Annotated in this window: 15 protein-coding genes and 1 pseudogene; 10 read left to right on the top strand and 6 right to left on the bottom strand. The window is 70.7% G+C overall.

The features are described 5' to 3' along the window. Positions 1-12 precede the first annotated feature (12 nt). From IE325_RS00110 to IE325_RS00130, 5 genes are all read right to left on the bottom strand, one after another. Positions 13-993 (bottom strand): alpha-ketoacid dehydrogenase subunit beta, encoded by a 981-nt coding sequence (locus tag IE325_RS00110; RefSeq protein WP_190067536.1) that lies wholly within the window; start codon positions 991-993, stop codon positions 13-15. Beyond that, the gene (locus tag IE325_RS00115; protein WP_190067537.1) at positions 981-1,958 is read right to left on the bottom strand and encodes a thiamine pyrophosphate-dependent dehydrogenase E1 component subunit alpha; all 978 of its coding nucleotides are present in this window, start codon (positions 1,956-1,958) and stop codon (positions 981-983) included. The genes IE325_RS00110 and IE325_RS00115 overlap by 13 nt, the downstream gene beginning before the upstream one ends. After that, the gene (locus IE325_RS00120; protein WP_190067538.1) at positions 1,958-3,283 is read right to left on the bottom strand and encodes a M24 family metallopeptidase; all 1,326 of its coding nucleotides are present in this window, start codon (positions 3,281-3,283) and stop codon (positions 1,958-1,960) included. Before IE325_RS00120 ends, IE325_RS00115 begins: the two co-directional genes overlap by 1 nt. Positions 3,284-3,347: 64 nt before the next feature. After that, a complete protein-coding gene (locus IE325_RS00125; protein ID WP_190067539.1) occupies positions 3,348-4,001 on the bottom strand; it encodes a helix-turn-helix domain-containing protein in 654 nt (217 codons plus the stop codon). A 129-nt stretch (positions 4,002-4,130) separates the two neighbouring features. Next, on the bottom strand, positions 4,131-5,312 hold the full coding sequence (locus IE325_RS00130; protein ID WP_190067540.1) for a sensor histidine kinase: 1,182 nt from the start codon (positions 5,310-5,312) through the stop codon (positions 4,131-4,133). A gap of 164 nt (positions 5,313-5,476) precedes the next feature. Between IE325_RS00130 and IE325_RS00135 the strand changes: the two genes are divergently transcribed. The 8 genes from IE325_RS00135 (at position 5,477) to rox (ending at position 13,291) form a co-directional block, all read left to right on the top strand. Continuing rightward, positions 5,477-5,848: a DUF4333 domain-containing protein gene (locus IE325_RS00135; RefSeq protein WP_190067541.1), complete on the top strand. Its 372-nt coding sequence runs from the start codon at positions 5,477-5,479 to the stop codon at positions 5,846-5,848. 59 nt (positions 5,849-5,907) lie between these two features. Further along, positions 5,908-6,612, top strand: a complete 705-nt coding sequence (locus IE325_RS00140; RefSeq protein WP_190067542.1) for a response regulator transcription factor — start codon at positions 5,908-5,910, stop codon at positions 6,610-6,612. A gap of 110 nt (positions 6,613-6,722) precedes the next feature. Further along, the gene (locus IE325_RS00145; RefSeq protein ID WP_190067543.1) at positions 6,723-7,532 is read left to right on the top strand and encodes a hypothetical protein; all 810 of its coding nucleotides are present in this window, start codon (positions 6,723-6,725) and stop codon (positions 7,530-7,532) included. A 140-nt stretch (positions 7,533-7,672) separates the two neighbouring features. Then, positions 7,673-8,482: an SAM-dependent methyltransferase gene (locus IE325_RS00150; protein ID WP_190067544.1), complete on the top strand. Its 810-nt coding sequence runs from the start codon at positions 7,673-7,675 to the stop codon at positions 8,480-8,482. Positions 8,483-8,540: 58 nt separating this feature from the next. Further along, complete coding sequence (locus tag IE325_RS00155; RefSeq protein WP_190067545.1) at positions 8,541-9,932, top strand: type I glutamate--ammonia ligase; 1,392 nt, start codon at positions 8,541-8,543, stop codon at positions 9,930-9,932. A gap of 1 nt (position 9,933) precedes the next feature. Continuing rightward, positions 9,934-11,136 (top strand): amidohydrolase family protein, encoded by a 1,203-nt coding sequence (locus IE325_RS00160; RefSeq protein ID WP_190067546.1) that lies wholly within the window; start codon positions 9,934-9,936, stop codon positions 11,134-11,136. A 41-nt stretch (positions 11,137-11,177) separates the two neighbouring features. Beyond that, positions 11,178-11,705: an NUDIX hydrolase family protein gene (locus tag IE325_RS00165; protein ID WP_190068458.1), complete on the top strand. Its 528-nt coding sequence runs from the start codon at positions 11,178-11,180 to the stop codon at positions 11,703-11,705. A 161-nt stretch (positions 11,706-11,866) separates the two neighbouring features. Next, positions 11,867-13,291 carry a rifampin monooxygenase gene (gene rox / locus IE325_RS00170; RefSeq protein ID WP_190067547.1) on the top strand — a complete coding sequence of 475 codons (1,425 nt, stop codon included), beginning with the start codon at positions 11,867-11,869 and terminating at the stop codon, positions 13,289-13,291. Between the two features lie 15 nt (positions 13,292-13,306). Here rox and IE325_RS00175 read toward each other — a convergent pair whose 3' ends face one another. Further along, positions 13,307-13,942: a TMEM175 family protein gene (locus IE325_RS00175; RefSeq protein ID WP_190067548.1), complete on the bottom strand. Its 636-nt coding sequence runs from the start codon at positions 13,940-13,942 to the stop codon at positions 13,307-13,309. Between the two features lie 370 nt (positions 13,943-14,312). Here IE325_RS00175 and IE325_RS00180 point away from each other — a divergent pair. Together IE325_RS00180 and IE325_RS00185 are read left to right on the top strand one after the other, a co-directional pair. Beyond that, positions 14,313-15,182 (top strand): annotated as a pseudogene (locus IE325_RS00180) (chitinase); the annotation flags it as partial. A gap of 40 nt (positions 15,183-15,222) precedes the next feature. Beyond that, positions 15,223-17,439, top strand: a complete 2,217-nt coding sequence (locus IE325_RS00185) for an RICIN domain-containing protein (RefSeq protein ID WP_190067550.1) — start codon at positions 15,223-15,225, stop codon at positions 17,437-17,439. The last annotated feature ends 40 nt before the right edge of the window (positions 17,440-17,479 follow it).

The raw sequence follows: 17,479 nt of genomic DNA on the forward strand, positions 1-17,479 counted from the left end.
CCCATGGGGTGTTCAGTAGGCGGCGAGTCCGCGAACGGTCGCCATGACCTTCTCTACGGTGGGGATCACCCGCTCCTCCAGCGCGTCGGCGAACGGCAGCGGGACACACTCCCCCGCCACCCGCCGCACCGGCGCGTCCAGCAGCGCGAACCCCTCGTCGGCGACGACCGAGACGAGTGTCGCGCCCCAGCCGCCCTGGTACGGGTTCTCCTCGACGGTGACGAGCCGCGAGGTCCGCCCGAGCGAGGTCAGTACGGTGGTGACGTCGAGCGGCACCAGACAGCGCAGGTCGACGACCTCCGCCTCGATGCCCTCGCCGGACAGCAGTTCGGCGGCCTTCAGCGCGACCGGCACCATCGAGGCCAGCGCCACGAGGGTGACGTCGGCGCCCTCGCGGACGACGGCGGCCCGGCCCAGCTCGACGACATGGCCGGGCGGCGGGGGCGCGCCCTTCGATGCGAGGAGCCCCTTGTGCTCGAAGAAGACGACCGGGTCGTCGCTGCGGATCGCCGCCGCCATCATGCCGATCACATCGGCGGGGGTGGCCGGTGCGGCGATCTTCAGGCCGGGCACGGTGAGCGCCCAGTTCTCCGTGGCCTGGGAGTGCTGGGCGCCGAAGCCGAGCCCGCCGCCGTTGGCGGTGCGCACCACGAGCGGGACGGTGACCTGACCGCCCGTCATGTACCGCACCTTCGGGATCTCGTTGGCGAGGTAGTCCCAGCAGCAGGCCAGGAAGTCGGAGAACATGATCTCGGCGACGGGCCGCATCCCGGTCATCGCGGCGCCCATGGCGGCCCCCACGATGGCCTGTTCGGAGATGGGCGTGTCCCACACCCGCTCGGATCCGAACTCCTTGAACAGCCCCGCGGTCGTCTTGAACACCCCGCCCGCCTCGCCGATGTCCTCGCCCAGACACACGACGGACGGATCGCGCCGCATCTCCCGCGCGATGCCCTCGGCGACCGCCTCCCGGTAGCTGATCACGTCCGCCACGCCGCACCTCCGTCGGCCCATACGTCGGTCAGCGCCTCGTCCGGATCGGCGGCCGGGGCGGCCTTCGCGGCCTCAACTGCCTTCTGCACGACCGCTGTTGCTCGCTCGTCGGCCTCGGTGACCGTCTCCTGCGGTACACCGAGCTCGACGAGCCGCCCCCGCGCCAGGTCCAGCGGGTCGTGCTTCAGCCAGCGTTCGACCTCCTCGGCCGGACGGTAGGTCGCCGGGTCGGCGCGGCTGTGCCCGAAGTGCCGGTAGGTCTGTGCCTCAAGCAGTGCGGGCCCGTCTCCTGCCCGGGCCCGCGCCGCGAGGCGGGCCACCGCCTCCTGGACGGCGACGACGTCGTTGCCGTCCACGACCTCGCCCTCGATGCCGTAGGCCGGCGCCCGGTCGGCGGCGGGCCGGGCCACGGCCGTGACGTCGGCGATCGGCGTGTACTCCATGTACAGGTTGTTCTCGCAGACGAACAGCACCGGCAGCTTCCATACGGCGGCCAGGTTGAGCGCCTCGTGGAAGGCGCCGATGTTGGTGGCGCCGTCCCCGAAGAAGGCGACGGCGATCTGGTCGGTGCCCCGCAGCCGGGCCGACCAGGCGGCGCCGGCCGCCATCGGGAGGTGGGCGCCGACGATGGCGTAGGAGCCGAGCATGCCGGTGGACGCCTTGGTGAGGTGCATGGAGCCGCCCTTGGCCCTGCACAGTCCCGTGGCCCGGCTCATGAGTTCGGCGAGGCACTCCTCGGGGGTGGCGCCCCTGGCCATCGCATGGTGGTGGCCCCTATAGGTGGCGAACACATAGTCGTCGGGGCGCAGGGCGGCGCTCGCGCCCACCGCGATGGCCTCGTGTCCGGCGGCGAGATGGGTGGTGCCCTTCACCAGGCCCTGAAGGAACAGGTCGTGGGCTGCCTTCTCCGTACGGCGGATGACGGCCATCTGCTCGTAGGCGGCGAGGAGTTCGGCCGGTTCCATCAGGACGTCCCGGTGTTGAGGTGGGACTGCGATTCGCGGCGGGTATTGAGCTCGCCGCCGACCGTCCAGTACTTGCGGCCCGCGACCAGCAGTTCCTCGGCCGGGAACTTGGTGATGACCTCGCAGCCGTCTGCGGTGACGACGACCTCCTCCTCGATGCGGGCGGCGGACCAGCCGTCGGCGGCGGGCCAGTAGGTCTCCAGGGCGAACACCATGCCCTCTTCGAGGACTTCCGGATGGTCGAGGGAGACCAGCCGGCTGAAGATGGGCTTCTCCCAGATGGACAGGCCCACGCCATGGCCGTACTGCAAGGCGAACGCGGCCGTCTCGTCGGCGAAGCCGAACTCCTCGGCGCGCGGCCACACTTGGACGATGTCGGCGGTGGTGGCGCCGGGGCGGACGAGGGCGATGGCCCGGTCCATGTACTCACGGCAGCGGACGTACGCGTCGCGCTGGGCGCCGGAGGCGCTGCCCACCGCGAAGGTGCGGTAGTAGCAGGTGCGGTAGCCGAGGTGGCTGTGCAGGATGTCGAAGAAGGCGGGGTCGCCGGGGCGGATCAGACGGTCGCTGTAGACATGCGGATGCGGGGAGCAGCGCTCGCCGGAGATCGCGTTGACGCCCTCGACGTACTCGCTGCCGAGGTCGTACAGGACCTTGCTGACCACGCCGACGCATTCGTTCTCGCGCACGCCAGGGCGCAGATAGCCGTACAGCTCTTCGTACGCGGCGTCGACCATCGCGCAGGCCTGGGTGAGCAGGCCGATCTCGTCCGGGGTCTTGATGCGGCGGGCCTCCAGGAAGACCTGCTGGCCGTCGACGACGTCGATGCCCTCGGCGCGCAGGGCGGTGAGGATCGGCATCTCGGCCACGTCGATGCCGAGCGGCTCACCGGCCAGGCCGTGCTCGCGCAGCACGGTGGCGATCTTCGAGGCGACGTCCTCGGCGATTCCCGCGTCCGGGTGGAAGGCGCCGCGCAGGGTGGAGATGCCGGCGCGGGCGCCGGTGGGCGGGCCGCCCTTGCCGTCGCTGTAGTCGAGCCACGGGTTGTACAGCTGGTGGTGGCGGGCGGCGGAACCGAAGTCCCAGACGATCGGCTCACCGCCGCGGACCAGCAGGGCGAAGCGGATCAGCTTGTCCATCGCCCAGGTACCGATGTGCGTGGCGGTCATGTAGCGGATGTTGGCGAAGTCGAAGCTGAGCACCGCGCCGAGCTCGGAGCGGTTCAGGGTCTCGTTCAGTCGGGCCAGCCGCTGTCTGCGCAGCCGGTCGAGGTCGATGCGCTCTTCCCAGTCGACGGCATTGGGTCCGAATGTGCGGATCGCCATGGCGACCACCCCCACTTCGGAGTCAACGACTGTCCAGGGCGGGTGTCAAGTGTCACTGAACATCTCACCGGCCGTCCCCGAACATCTCGGTGGACACGAACCAGGTACCGATGGCCGGTACGTCTCCATCGTTGCGGTAGCGGTGCGGGGTCGTCGACTCGAAGCAGACCGAGTCGCCCGGGCGCAGCGTGTACTCGTCGAAACCGAGGGTGAGGATCAGCTCGCCCGAGGTCAGGTGGCCGTACTCGGTACCGGTGTGGCGCATGAGGCCACCGGAGCTGGAGGAGGCGCCGCCCGGCCGGTAGGTCACCTGGAGGAAGTCGACGTGGGTGCCCGGAACATGGCCGAGACGCTCCCATACGACACCCGAGTCCAGCTCCAGCACCTCCCGCCGGTCCGGCGTGACCAGCGGGCCGATGCGGCGGCCGGGGTCGGCGGCGAAGGCGGCCAGGGCGTGCGGGACGGTGCCGGAGGCCGCCGCCACGAGGGGCGCGGCATCGGCCTCGCCCGTCTCGAAGAGGGACTCGACGGAGATGCCGAGGGCCGTCGTGATGGCGTAGAGGGTGCTGACCGAGGGCTGGCTCTTGCCGTTCTCGATCTGTGAGACGAGGCTCGCCGACACACCGATCTCACGGGCGAGCGCCCGCAGGCTCGTCCCATGGGCGAGGCGCGCCTGCCGGATGCGCGCGCCGACGGGTGGGACGGCGGCGGGGGGCATGGGGCGGCTCCTCTCCGGCACGGGAGACGGCACTGCACAGGGGGCGGCAGTGTTCGTTCTCATTGAACAGACGCTCTCATTGAACAGCGAAGGGAGCCCGAAAGGTACCGGTCCCGGAAATCGGCCGGGTCAGCCCTTCCGCGGCGGAAACACCGCCCGCACCTCCCAGCCCACGCCACCGCGCGGCCCTGCGTGCAGTTCGCCGCCCAGTGCCGTCACCCGTTCCTTCAGACCGACGAGCCCGAAGCCACCGCCGTGCGCGGCGGCCGGAAGCTGGGCGCCGCCCCGGCCGTCGTCCGCGACCGACACCTCCAGGCACCCGATCTCGTCCCGCAGCCGGACCTCGATGTGCGTGGCGTCGCCGGCATGGCGGCGGATGTTGGTGAGCGCCTCCTGCACCACCCGGAACGCGGCGGCCTGCACCTCATGCGGAAGGTCGTCGCTGACAGCCGCGTCGCGGCGCAGCGTGACCCGCTGGACCGGGCTCGCGAAGCCGTCCGCCAGCTCCGCGATGCCCGCGAGATCGCCCACCGGGCGCCGGTCGGCCGCCTCCTCCCCGGTGTCGCGCAGCACGCCGACGGTGCGGCGCATCGAGGCGAGGGCCTCGGTGGCCGCCCGTTCGATACCGGCCAGGACCGGGTCGAGTTCCTGCGGCTGGGTCCGCGCCATCATCCGGGCCATCTGCGTCTGCACGAGGATCCCGGTGACATGGTGGGCGACGAAGTCGTGCAGGTCGGCGGCGATGGCGACGCGTTCGGAGCGCCGGGTCTCACTGACGGCGACCGTCCGCCGGTAGTCCAGGGTGCGCAGATAGGCGGCGAGTCCGGCGACCGTGCCGACCAGGAGCAGACCGACCACGATGAAGGTCAGCGCTTCGTCGTTCCACGTCCCCACATACCGGATCGGCAGCAGCATCAGCGCGACCACGTCGAGAACGCCGCACGTCACGGCCCACGGCGGCGGACAGTGCCGTACCGCGACGAACAGCAGGCACAGCAGGATCACGACCTCGCCGGGGCCGAACATGGTCCCCGAGCCGGCCACCAGCGCGCCCGCCGTGAAGAGGATCGAGACGAGGGCGAACGTGATGGTGCGCACCTGCGGGGTGAGCCACTCGGGCCGCCGCCCGGCCGGCCACAGTACGGCGGCCAGGCCCACGAGCAGCAGGGCCAGCGTCGGCCAGACGGGGTCCGCCGTCGGCAGGACGCTCGTCCCGTCGGCGCCCGCGTAGAGGATGTCGACGACACAGGCGGCGAGCAGGAGGCCGACGCCGAAGCCTCCGGCACAGCCACGGGGGGACACGGACTTCATGTCGATCACGGTAGGCGAGGCCGCGCACGTCCGGATCGGCCGATCGGCCGAGGGGCCGGGCCGGAACGCCGACCTTATGGCCGAGGCGCGCGGCCGGGCCCGCGGGCGAGCGTGGTGTCGCACCCTCACCGTCGCATCCTCACCACGGACACCAGGAGCACTCGATGCAGCGCAGCAAGTTCGCCGTCGGAGTCGTCGGCGGAGCGACCGCCGTGGTCGCGCTCGGCGGCCTCGGCACCTATCTGCTCTCCGGCACCGAGTCGACCAGCGGCCTGGACAAGGACAGCACCGTGTCGGTGGACGGCCACCGGGCACTCGCCGCGAACATCGTCGCGGGCCGCACCGAGAACAAGTACCACCCGCTGCCCTGGGTCGGCACCAAGGTCTCCGGCGTCACCTGCCCGACCGGCCTGAAGGCCGTGACCGGCGCGAGCATCACCTGCACCGGCAAGAAGAGCGACGGCGAGGTCGTACGCATCCCTGTCCGAGTCACCAAGGCCGACGAGGACAGCGTGACCTGGAAGTTCGAGCGCTGACAACGGCAGACCGCGGCCACGCACACCCCGGCCCCGCCCCCCTGAGGCATGATCGAGCCATGACCACCCCACCCCCGTCCGGGGCGCCCATCCGCGTCCTCATCGCCGACGACCAGGAGATGGTCCGCACCGGATTCCGCTTCTTCCTCAACGCGCAGCCCGACATGACCGTGGTCGCCGAGGCCGCCGACGGTAAGGAGGCGGTGGCGCTGGCGCGGCGGGAGCGGCCGGATGTGTGTCTGCTGGACATCCGGATGCCGAAGCTGGACGGTCTGGAGGCGACGCGGCTGCTGGCGGGACCCGATGTGGCGGACCCGATGCGGGTGGTCGTGGTGACCACCTTCGACCTCGACGAATATGTGTACGGCGCGCTGCGCGGCGGCGCTTGCGGGTTTCTGCTGAAGGACTCCGGGCCCACCCTCCTCGCTGAGGCGGTCCGGGCCGCGGCGGCCGGTGACTCGCTGGTCTCTCCGTCGATCACCGTCCGGCTGCTCAAGCACGTCACCGCCCCACAGCCCACGGCCCCCGCCCCGGCCCCGGTGAGGCCCGCCGCGCCGACGGAGCCCCTCACCGATCGTGAGACCGACGTGGTCCGTCTGGTCGCCCTGGGCCGTACGAACGCGGAGATCGCCGCCGAGCTGTATGTCTCCCTGTCCACGGTCAAGACGCATCTGTCCAGCGTCCAGTTGAAGCTGTCCGCCCGGAACCGCGTGGAGATCGCCGCCTGGGCCTGGCAGAGCGGATACGGGCAGCCCGGCGGGTGACGGCCGGACCCGGCCGGCGGTGCTCACTCGAACGGTCCGGCGCGGCTGGTGGCCCGTCAGATCCGGTGGTGGCCTGGGGACACGCGTCACGTCTACAGGAGGCAGCCCAGATGACCCGTCGCCCGTCCCGACCCGTCCGTGTGCTCTGCTCGGCCCTGGCCGCCGGTGCGCTGCTGACCACCGCCGCCTGCTCGGACGGCGACGGTGAGGACGTCTCTCAGGCCGGTGCCGTCGCCCGGCAGACGCCGACCGCCTCGCCCACCGCCACGCTCACCGAGGCCGGCGCGCAGACCGCGCTGATCACCGCGGCGGACATCGAGGACGACTGGACGCAGGTGAAGGGCTCCGAGGTCGCCAACTGGCACGACACCCTGATCATCGGCACCGTAGACGCCGACGACTTCCTCACCGGCAAGACGGACGCCGCCGACTGCCAGCGGCTGATGGACGGCCTCTACACCGACCAGTTGCTGGGCAAGCCGTCCGGGGCGTCGGCGCTGCGCGGCTTCCAGCAGGACGAGTCCCGACTGCTGTACCAGGTCGCCGCGTACGAGCGGACCGACCCGGAGGAGTCCCTGGCCTGGCTGAAGACCCTGCCGCAGGAGTGCGACCAGTTCACCATGACCAACGCGGGTCAGCAGAGCACGGTCCAGGTCATCGAGACCTCGCTGCCCGACGTCGGTGACGACCGCGCCGGCCTGCGCATCACGGTGCAGGGTCAGGCGCACGGCGAACCGACCACCCTCACCGAGGACGTCGCCGCCGTACGCGTCGGCACCGACGCGATCACCGTCACGGCGGGCGGCCTCGAAGGGGACGAGCACGACTCGGTCGAGCAGGCGGTGAAGCTCGGCACCCAGCGCCTCCAGGACGTCCTGGCCGGGAAGTCGCCCGCCTCGACCCCCAGCGAGATCGAGTAGCGCGGCCCGTCCTTCCTCCGCACCTGCCAACGGCCGTACCTCCTCCGTCGATTGCCGATTCCGGGGACAGCGTGATCAACGGAGCGGCACAATGGCGACGATGACCGGTTTCGGTCGTTCGTGCGAGGAGAGGACGAGTCGTGAGTGATGGCCACACCCCGTCGGGCGGGCCGGCGAGACTGAACACCGGTGTGGCGCACAACGCGCGGGTGTGGAACTACTGGATCGGCGGCAAGGACAACTACGAGGTCGACCAGCAGGTCGGCGAGCATGTCGCCGGGATGTTCCCGATCATCCGGGACATCGCCCGCGCGGACCGTGAGTTCCTCGGCCGTGCCGTGCGCTTCGTGGCCGAGGAGCGCGGCATACGGCAGTTCCTGGACATCGGCACCGGGCTGCCGACGGCGGACAACACCCACGAGATCGCCCAGCGCGTCGCACCCGACTCGCGGATCGTGTACGTCGACAACGACCCGATCGTGCTGGTGCACGCCCGCACACTGCTGACCGGCACCCATGAGGGCGTCACCGCGTACATCGACGCCGATGTACACGACCCGGACGCCATCGTCGAACGCGCCGGGCAGACCCTGGACTTCGACAAGCCGGTCGCGGTGATGATGCTGGGCATCCTCAACTTCGTCCTGGACTACGACAAGGCCCGCGAGATCGTCCGGCGCGTCATGACCGCCGTCCCCTCCGGCAGCCTCCTGGTGCTGACGCACCCGACGTTCGACTCCGAGCTCGGCGGCGAGGGCCAGATCCCGGCGATGGAGTTCTGGAACGAGAACGCCACGCCGCCGATCACCGCCCGCGCCGGCGCCGACATCGCCGCGTTCTTCGAGGGCCTGGAGCTGCTGGAGCCGGGGATGGTGTCCTGCTCGCAGTGGCACGCCCCCGACTCTCCCACGCCGGTGCCGCAGTACGGCGCGGTCGCCGTGAAACCCTGAGCCGACAGGGACCACACGGACCGGCGCCCGACCGGGCCGAGCTCGTCGAGGAGACCGTATGACCACCCTTGCCGACCCCGTCCCGGGAGGGCGGCCCGGTGATGTCGAGCGGGCCGGCGCGCTGAGCGGCGAGCTGGCCGGGCGGGGCGTGCACGGGATCGTGCTGGCCTATGTCGACACCGCGGGCATCGGCCGGGTGAAGACGATCCCGACGGCGAAGCTGGCGTCGGCGGCGGCGTGGGGCGTGGGGATGTCGCCGGTGTTCGACACGTTCCTCGCGAACGACTCCATCGTCACCACCGACGTCCTCGGCTCCCCGGACGGCGATCTGCGTCTCTACCCCGATCTGGACCAGCTGGTGGAGCTGGCCGCGCAGCCGGGCTGGGCGTGGGCGCCGGTCGACCGGATCACCCAGGAGGGCGAGCGGCATCCCGGATGCTCCCGTACCTTTCTGCGGCGGACCGTCCAGGAGGCCGCCGCACACCAGGAGATCACCTTCAAGGCGGCCGTCGAGATCGAATGGGCGGTCGCCCGACCGCCCGACGCCGACGGCGCGTTCGTCCCGGCGGTCACCGGTCCGGCGTACGGCGCCACCCGTCAGGTCGAGTTGAGCGACTGCGCGGCCGAACTGCTCGCGGCGCTCGCGCGGCAGGGCGTGGACGTCGACCAGTTCCATCCCGAGTACGCGGCCGGGCAGTTCGAGCTGTCGGTGGCCGCCCTCGACCCGGTGGCGGCGGCCGACCGCAGTGTGCTGGTGCGCCAGACGATCCGGGCGGTGGCCCGGCGCCATGGCCTCGCGGTGTCCTTCGCCCCGGCGGTGTCCGGGCAGGGCGTGGGCAACGGCGGCCACATCCACCTCTCCGCCTGGCGCGACGGCGTGAACCTGCACGCGGGCGGTGACCGCCGCCACGGTATGCGACCCGAGGCCGAGTCCATCGCGGCCGGTGTGCTCGGCCATCTCCCCGCCCTGACGGCGGTGACCGCGCCGAGCCCGGCGAGCTATCTGCGGCTCAAACCGTCGCAGTGGGCCGGGGTGTTCACCGCATGGGGCCGGGAGACGAGGGAGGCGGGACTGCGGGTGATCACCGGCATGGCGGGGCACCGGGACCAGGCCGCCAACCTGGAGGTCAAGCCGGTGGACCTCGCGGCCAACCCGTATCTCGCCCTGGGCTGTCTGATCGCCGCGGGGCTGGACGGACTCGCGAAGGGCGCGCGGCTGCCCCAGGAGATCACGGGCGACCCGGCGCATCTCAGTGACGCCGAAGGAGTACGCCGACTGCCGACCTCCCTGGGCGAGGCCGTCGAGGAGTTCCGCACCTGTCGGCCGCTGCGGGCCGCGCTGGGCCCGGTGCTCGCCGATGCCGTGATCGCCGTACGGCAGGGCGAGATCGGCGCGGTCGCCGGGCTGGACGACGACCAAGTGGCCGCGGCCTACCGTTGGAAGTACTGACATGAATGCCACCGGTCCGGTCCACGAGGCCCTCGCGGCGCTGCCGCTGACGGACCATCACTGCCACGGGATCGTCACCGCGGACCTGGACCTGCCGGGCTTCGAGTCCCTGCTCACCGAGGGCGAGCCCTGGCCCGGCGTCTCCCCCTTCGACACGCCGCTCGGCATCGCCGTACGCCGCCACTGCGCACCCCTGCTGGACCTGCCGCGTCACGCCTCCCCCGACGCCTATCTGACCCGGCGTGCGGAACTGGGCGGGCCGGAGGTGAACCGGCGCTTCCTCACCGCCGCCGCGACCGACACTTTCTGCGTCGACACCGGGTACACGCCCCACCCGATCACCACGCCCCGGGAACTGGCGGCGACCGCCGACGCGACCGCGTACGAGGTCGTACGGCTGGAGTCGGTCGCGGAGCAGCTGGCATCCACGGGCGTGGAACCGGACGCGTACCCGGACGCCTTCCGCACGGCCGCCGAGGAGGCCGTACGGCGTCCCGGTGTGGTGGCCGTGAAGTCGGTGGCCGCCTATCGCACCGGCTTCGACCTGGACCCGGCGCGCCCCTCGGACACGCTGGTCGCCGCGGCGGCCCGGCAATGGTCGGCGCACGGCGGACGGCTGGCCGACCCGGTGCTGGTACGGCATCTGCTGTGGACGGCGGTCGATCTGGGCCTGCCCCTCCAGCTCCACACCGGTTTCGGCGACGACGACATCCGGCTGCACCGGGCGGACCCCGCCCTCCTCACGGACTGGCTGCGTCTCATCAGGGGCACGATCCCCGTCGTGCTGCTGCACTGCTGGCCGTACCAGCGCCAGGCCGCCTATCTGGCCGCGGTCTTCGAGCAGGTGTATCTGGATGTGGGCCTCACCCTGCACCATGTCGGCCCGGCGCGCTCCCGGGCGATCCTGGCCGAGGCCTTGGAGATCACCCCGTTCCGCAAACTGCTGTACAGCTCCGACGCCTACGGTCTGGCCGAGTTGTACCGGCTCGGCGCACTGGCGTTCCGTCGCGGCCTGGGCGAACTGCTCCAGGAGCGGGTGGACGCCGACGAGCTGGGCCTGCCGGACGCGCTGCGGATCGCCGCGTGGGCGGCCGGCGACAATGCCCGCCGCCTCTATGGACTCACCGCACCCGAACCCGGCCGAGCCCCGGACTCCGCCCCCGCTACCCGTCCCGCCCCCGACACCCGTCCGCACCGCGACTGAGTGTTCGCGATCCTGGAAAGTATGATCAAGCAATGTCTGACATGACCGAAACCACGCCCGGCTGGCTGAGCAGCGACGACCTGGAGCAGGCACGCGCCCGCATGCCGATCCTGTACGTCGAGGCCGTGCCCGTGCGCGTCGACGACAGCGGCGAGGTCACCAGCATCGGCCTGCTGCTGCGCATCGGACCGGACGGAACGGTCAGCCGGACCCTGGTCTCCGGCCGTGTGCTGCACCACGAGCGGGTCCGCGACGCCCTGCTGCGCCACCTGGAGAAGGACCTCGGCCCGGTGGCGCTCCCCCGGGTGCCGACCTCGCTGCAGCCGTTCACGGTCGCGGAGTACTTCCCGACGCAGGGCATCACGCCGTACCACGACCCGCGTCAGCACGCGGTGTCCCTGGCCTATGTCGTGCCGGTCACCGGCGACTGCCGCCCTCGTCAGGACGCCCTCGACCTGGTGTGGTTCAGCCCGCAGGAGGCTCTGTCGCCGGCGGTGGAGAGCGAGATGCCGGGCGGGCACGGGGTGCTGTTGAAGCAGGCGCTGGCGCATGTGGGCTGCGTGATCTGAACCCCGGAGACACCGAAGGCCCCCGGAAACACCGAAGGCAGGGATGCCGTCGGCTCCCCGCCACTCTCAACTTATAGCGCACCGGGGGGCTTGCGGCAAGGCCCCCATCGTGCCGCACAATCACCGACCTAGGCCCAGGACCTGCGGAAACGGGGATTGTGATGATCGATGTGATCATTGCCGGCGGTGGACCGACCGGCTTGATGCTGGCCTGCGAACTGCGGCTGCATGATGTGAATGTGGTCGTGCTGGAGAAGCTGACCGAGCCGACGCGGCAGTCCCGGGGGCAGGGGCTGCACGCGCGCAGCGTCGAGGTGATGGACCAGCGCGGCATCCTGGACCGCTTTCTCGCGGTCAGTGAGAAGTTCCAGGTCGGCGGGTTGTTCGGCGGTATCGCCAAGGCGTGGCCGGAGGGGCTGGACACGGCCCATCCGTACGGCGTGGCCACTCCGCAGCCGGTCACCGAGCGGCTGCTCGACGAGCGTGCCCGTGAACTGGGCACCGACATCCGGCGTGGCCGCGAAGTGGTGGGGCTGGGCCAGGACGAGGACGGGGTGACCGTCGAGCTGGCGGACGGCACGCGGCTGCGCTCGCGCTATCTCGTCGGCTGTGACGGCGGTCGCAGCCTGGTGCGCAAGACGCTCGGCGTCGGTTTCCCCGGTGAGGCGGCCACGGTGGAGACACTGCTGGGCGAGATGGAGCTGGCCGAGGATCCGGAGACGATCGCCGCCGTCGTCGCCGAAGTCCGCAGGACCCAGCTGCGGTTCGGTGCCGCCGCCGACGAGCACGGGGTGTACCGCGTCGTGGTGCCCGCCGACGGTGTGTCCGAGGACCGGGCGGGCGAGCCGACGATCGAGGAGTTCAAGGAGCGGTTGCGGGCCGTCGGAGGCAGTGACTTCGGCGCGCACTCGCCGCGCTGGCTGTCCCGGTTCGGGGATGCCACCCGGCAGGCCGAGCGCTACCGGGTCGGCCGGGTGCTGCTGGCCGGCGACGCGGCGCACATCCATCCGCCGACCGGCGGACAGGGCCTCAACCTCGGTGTCCAGGACGCCTTCAACCTGGGCTGGAAGCTGGCGGCCGCGGTCAAGGGCTGGGCACCGGAGGGGCTCCTGGACACCTATCACGCGGAACGGCACCCGGTGGGCGCCGCCGTGCTGGCCAACACCCGGGCCCAGATCACCTTGCTGGGCGCGGAACCGGGCCCGACCGCGCTGCGCGAGCTGTTCTCGAAGCTGATGGACTTCGAGGAGGTGAACCGCTACATCACCGGAATGATCACCGCGGTCGAGATCCGCTACGACTTCGGCGAGGGCCACGAACTCCTCGGCCGCCGCATGCGGGACATGCCCCTGAAGCAGGGCCGCCTCTACGAGTTGATGCGCGACGGCCGCGGACTCCTCCTCGACCGCACCGGCCGACTGTCGGTGCAGGGCTGGGCGGACCGGGTCGACCATGTCGTGGACGTCAGCGAGGACCTGGACGTACCCGCGGCACTGCTGCGACCGGACGGCCACGTGGCCTGGATCGGCGAGGACCAGGAGGGGCTGCTCGAACCGCTGCGCCGGTGGTTCGGCGACGCCGGCTGAGCTGGCGACGGGTCGTCACTTCTCCGCGTCGGCGGCCGGCTTGCGGTGCAGCAGCCGGGTTCCGATGGCCAGCAGCCACCAGTATTTGGCGAGGGCCGGCGAGTAGAAGGCCACCGGGATCGATGTGGCGAAGACGAGGGACAGCAGGACGCCATGGCGGACCTCTTGCTTCAGGGCGGCGGGAGAGGCGTGCGGCGCCGCCAAGGCGGGGTTCACGAGCAGGCGCACATACATGCCGCACATCAGGGCCACGGCCCCGGCGATCGCCGCCGCGTAGCAGGCGGTCGCCGTGGTCGTCTCGCCGTACTCGCTGATCAGCCGGGTGGGGAAGGGCAGCGCGGCGACCAGCGCGAGGAGTGCGAAGTAGAGCAGGAGCAGACAGCGGTCGAGCGTGGCGATCAGACGGAACAGGCCGTGCTGGACCAGCCAGAGCGTGCCGATGACGGCGAAGCTGAGCAGATAGGCGCCCATCGTGGGCACCGCGTCCGCCACGGCGCCGGCGACATCGGCCTCGGGCAGGCCGTCCGGGACGGTGATGTCGAGCGCGAGCAGTGTCATCGCGATGGAGAACACGGCGTCGCCGAGGGCGAGTAGCCGTTCGGGGCCGACGGTCATGTGACGGCGGCGCGGGCCGATCGGGCGGTTCGTCATATCGGTGCCACCAGGCGGATCGTCGACGGTCTGGTACGGCGGCGGGGCCGGGGAGGCTACAAGTACCACGTGCCGCGGCGGGCCTCGGGGAGGCCGGTCGGTCCGTTCCGAGCGGGGCCCCAATTAATTGTTGCCAAAGCTTACTTCACGTCTTGACGAAAGTGGTCCATACCTTTAGGTTCACGGGTCAGCCAGACACCCACGTGACGCACTCACCGTTCAGAAGGTGAACGCGGCCCCGGTTGCTCACCCCCCACGAAGGGCTTCCGCGAACATGCCCAAAACTCTCCCCGCCGCCCTATCCCTCACCGCGCTCTCCCTCACCACCGGCCTGCTGACCGCCCCACCGACACAGGCCGCCGCCCCCTTGGCGTCATCGGCCGTGGCGCCGTACCTCTACAACGGCTGGGGCAGTCCGCCGAACCCCACCACGGTCAGCAACGCCACCGGCGTCAAGTACTTCACGCTCGCCTTCGTCCTGAGCAACGGCCACTGCAACCCGCAGTGGGACGGCGGCCGGGCGCTGACCGGCGGTGTCGACCAGCGCACCATCGAGACGGTGCGGGCGAACGGCGGTGATGTCGTCCCGTCGTTCGGCGGCTGGAGCGGCAACAAGCTGGAGAGCTCCTGTTCCAACGCGGGCGAGCTGGCCGCCGCCTACCAGAAGGTCATCAGCGCCTTCGGTCTGAAGGCCATCGACATCGACCTCGAAGCCGACGCCTACGACAGCCCGACCGTGCAGCAGCGCACGGTCGACGCCCTGAAGAAGGTCAAGGCCGACAACCCCGGCCTGAAGGTGTACATCACCATCGGCACCGGCCAGAACGGCCCCGACACCAGCCTGATCAACCGGGCTGCCGACGCGGGCCTGACCGTGGACGCCTGGACGATCATGCCGTTCAACTTCGGCGGCAACGGCCAGAACATGGGCGAGTTGTCCGTGCGGGCCGCCGAGGGGCTCAAGAACTCGCTGAAGTCGGCGTACGGCTACAGCGACGACCAGGCCTACCGGTCCATGGGCATCTCGTCGATGAACGGCATCACCGACCAGAACGAGACCGTCACCGTCAACGACTTCAAGACGATGCTCGCCTACGCCCAGCAACACCACCTGGCACGGCTGACCTTCTGGTCCGCCAACCGGGACCGCCCATGCACCGGTGGCCCCGCCGACAGCTGTTCCGGCGTGAACCAGTCCGACTGGGACTTCACCCGGGTGTTCGCCGGATACACCGGCTGATCCAGCCACCCCCTGTCGCTTCGCCCGGCAAGGAGATCCCATGCCCACGTTCCCCCGCACCGCGCTCAGGCGCCTCCGCAGATCCACCGCCGTCACGGTCGTCACCGTGGCCGCCGCGTCCCTCCTCACCTCGGCGCCCACGCCCGCCGGCGCCGCTCAGAGCGCGGCGGCCGCGCTGCCCTCCGACTTCGCGACCATCATGAACGCCGCGAGCGGCAGATGCCTGGACGCCCGATCGGCCGCCACCGCCAACGGCACCGTCGTGCAACAGTACTCCTGCAACAGCTCGACGGCCCAGAACTGGAGCTTCACGCCCACCAGCGACGGCTACGTCCGCATCAACAACCGCAACAACACCGGCCAGGTCGTGGACGTCGCCGAGGTGTCCACCGCCGACGGCGCGCCGGTCCATCTCTGGGCCTACGGCGGCGGCGCCAACCAGCAGTGGCTGCCCGTCGACGAGGGCGGCGGCGTCTACCGCTTCGTCAACCGCAACAGCGGCAAGTGCCTGGACGACCCGGGCGCGTCGCTCGCCGACAGCGTGCAGTTCGTGCAGTACGCGTGCAACGGCAGCGCCGCCCAGCGCTTCCAGGTGGTCCCCGTGAACCAGTCCACCGCCAACCCCGACCTCGGTCCGAACGTGGTCGTCTTCGACCCGTCCATGTCGTCCTCGACCATCCAGAACCGCCTCGACTCGATCTTCCAACAGCAGGAGACCAACCAGTTCGGCTCGCAGCGCTACGCCGTCCTGTTCAAGCCGGGCTCCTACAACGCGAACGCCAACGTCGGCTTCTACACCCAGGTCGCCGGGCTCGGACTGTCCCCGGACGCGGTCACCATCAACGGCGCGGTGCACGTCGAGGCCGACTGGTTCCCGCCGCAGAACGCCACCCAGAACTTCTGGCGCGGCGCCGAGAACCTGTCCGTCAACCCGACGAACGGCGCCGACCGCTGGGCGGTCTCCCAGGCGTCGGCCTACCGCCGGATGCATCTGCGCGGCAACCTCGCCCTGGACGACGGCGGCTGGTCCAGCGGCGGTCTGCTCGCCGACACCAAGGTCGACGGGCAGGTCAACTCCGGCAGCCAGCAGCAGTGGCTGACCCGCAACTCCCAGCTCGGCAGCTGGACCGGCTCCAACTGGAACATGGTCTTCGTCGGCAGCCAGGGCGTCCCGGGCACCAGCTTCCCCAACCCGCCGTACACATCGGTCGCGCAGACCCCGGTCAGCCGGGAGAAGCCGTTCCTGTACGTCGACGGCGACGGGACCTACAAGGTGTTCGTGCCGTCGGTGCGGTCCAACTCCAGCGCGACGAGCTGGGCGGGCGGATCGCCGTCCGGTAATTCCCTCTCCCTGGACAGCTTCTACGTCGTGAAGCAGGGCTCGACCGCCGCCGATATCAACGCGGCGCTGGCGGCGGGCAAGAACCTGCTGGTCACCCCGGGTGTCTACCACCTCAACCAGACCCTCCAGGTCAACCGCGCCGACACCGTCGTCCTCGGCCTGGGCCTCGCCACGTTCATCCCGGACAACGGCGTCACGGCCATGAAGGTGGCCGACGTCGACGGCGTGAAGATCGCGGGTGTCCTCTTCGACGCGGGCACCACCAACTCGCCCACCCTGATGGAGGTCGGCCCGACCGGTTCGTCCGCGTCCCACGCCGCGAACCCGACCTCGCTGCACGACGTGTACTTCCGCGTCGGCGGCGCGGCCGTCGGCAAGGCGACCACCAGCCTCGTCATCAACAGCGACAACGTCATCGGCGACCACATGTGGATCTGGCGCGCCGACCACGGCAGCGGCGTCGGCTGGAACACCAACACGGGTGACACCGGCCTGATCGTGAACGGCGACAACGTCACCGCGTACGGCCTGTTCGTCGAGCACTACCAGAAGTACCAGACCATCTGGAACGGCGACGGCGGCCGGACGTACTTCTACCAGAACGAGATGCCGTACGACCCGCCGAACCAGGCGGCGTGGATGAACGGCTCCACCCAGGGCTACGCGGCCTACAAGGTCGCCGACTCCGTCACCAGCCACCAGGCCTACGGCCTCGGCAGCTACTGCTTCTTCAACGTCAACCCGAGTGTGACCGCCGAGCGGGCCATCGAGGCTCCGAACAAGGCGGGAGTGCGCTTCACCAGCATGGTGACCGTCTCCCTCGGCGGTACAGGCACCATCCGGCACGTCGTCAACGGCACGGGCGGTCCGTCCAACTCCGGCTCCAACGTGGCCAATCTGACGAACTACCCGTAGCGACCACCCGTAGCGCCCCCCGCAGCGAAGGAGCGTCCTC

This window comes from Streptomyces lanatus (assembly GCF_014655715.1).
Taxonomy (GTDB): domain Bacteria; phylum Actinomycetota; class Actinomycetes; order Streptomycetales; family Streptomycetaceae; genus Streptomyces; species Streptomyces lanatus.

Bases quoted from the DNA above. Each gene is read 5' to 3' on its own strand.
- IE325_RS00115 (WP_190067537.1), bottom strand. From the start codon at position 1,958: ATGGAACCGGCCGAACTCCTCGCCGCCTACGAGCAGATGGCCGTCATC.
- IE325_RS00120 (WP_190067538.1), bottom strand. From the start codon at position 3,283: ATGGCGATCCGCACATTCGGACCCAATGCCGTCGACTGGGAAGAGCGC.
- IE325_RS00125 (WP_190067539.1), bottom strand. From the start codon at position 4,001: ATGCCCCCCGCCGCCGTCCCACCCGTCGGCGCGCGCATCCGGCAGGCG.
- IE325_RS00130 (WP_190067540.1), bottom strand. From the start codon at position 5,312: ATGAAGTCCGTGTCCCCCCGTGGCTGTGCCGGAGGCTTCGGCGTCGGC.
- IE325_RS00135 (WP_190067541.1), top strand. From the start codon at position 5,477: ATGCAGCGCAGCAAGTTCGCCGTCGGAGTCGTCGGCGGAGCGACCGCC.
- IE325_RS00140 (WP_190067542.1), top strand. From the start codon at position 5,908: ATGACCACCCCACCCCCGTCCGGGGCGCCCATCCGCGTCCTCATCGCC.
- IE325_RS00145 (WP_190067543.1), top strand. From the start codon at position 6,723: ATGACCCGTCGCCCGTCCCGACCCGTCCGTGTGCTCTGCTCGGCCCTG.
- IE325_RS00155 (WP_190067545.1), top strand. From the start codon at position 8,541: ATGACCACCCTTGCCGACCCCGTCCCGGGAGGGCGGCCCGGTGATGTC.
- IE325_RS00160 (WP_190067546.1), top strand. From the start codon at position 9,934: ATGAATGCCACCGGTCCGGTCCACGAGGCCCTCGCGGCGCTGCCGCTG.
- IE325_RS00165 (WP_190068458.1), top strand. From the start codon at position 11,178: ATGACCGAAACCACGCCCGGCTGGCTGAGCAGCGACGACCTGGAGCAG.
- rox (WP_190067547.1), top strand. From the start codon at position 11,867: ATGATCGATGTGATCATTGCCGGCGGTGGACCGACCGGCTTGATGCTG.
- IE325_RS00175 (WP_190067548.1), bottom strand. From the start codon at position 13,942: ATGACGAACCGCCCGATCGGCCCGCGCCGCCGTCACATGACCGTCGGC.
- IE325_RS00185 (WP_190067550.1), top strand. From the start codon at position 15,223: ATGCCCACGTTCCCCCGCACCGCGCTCAGGCGCCTCCGCAGATCCACC.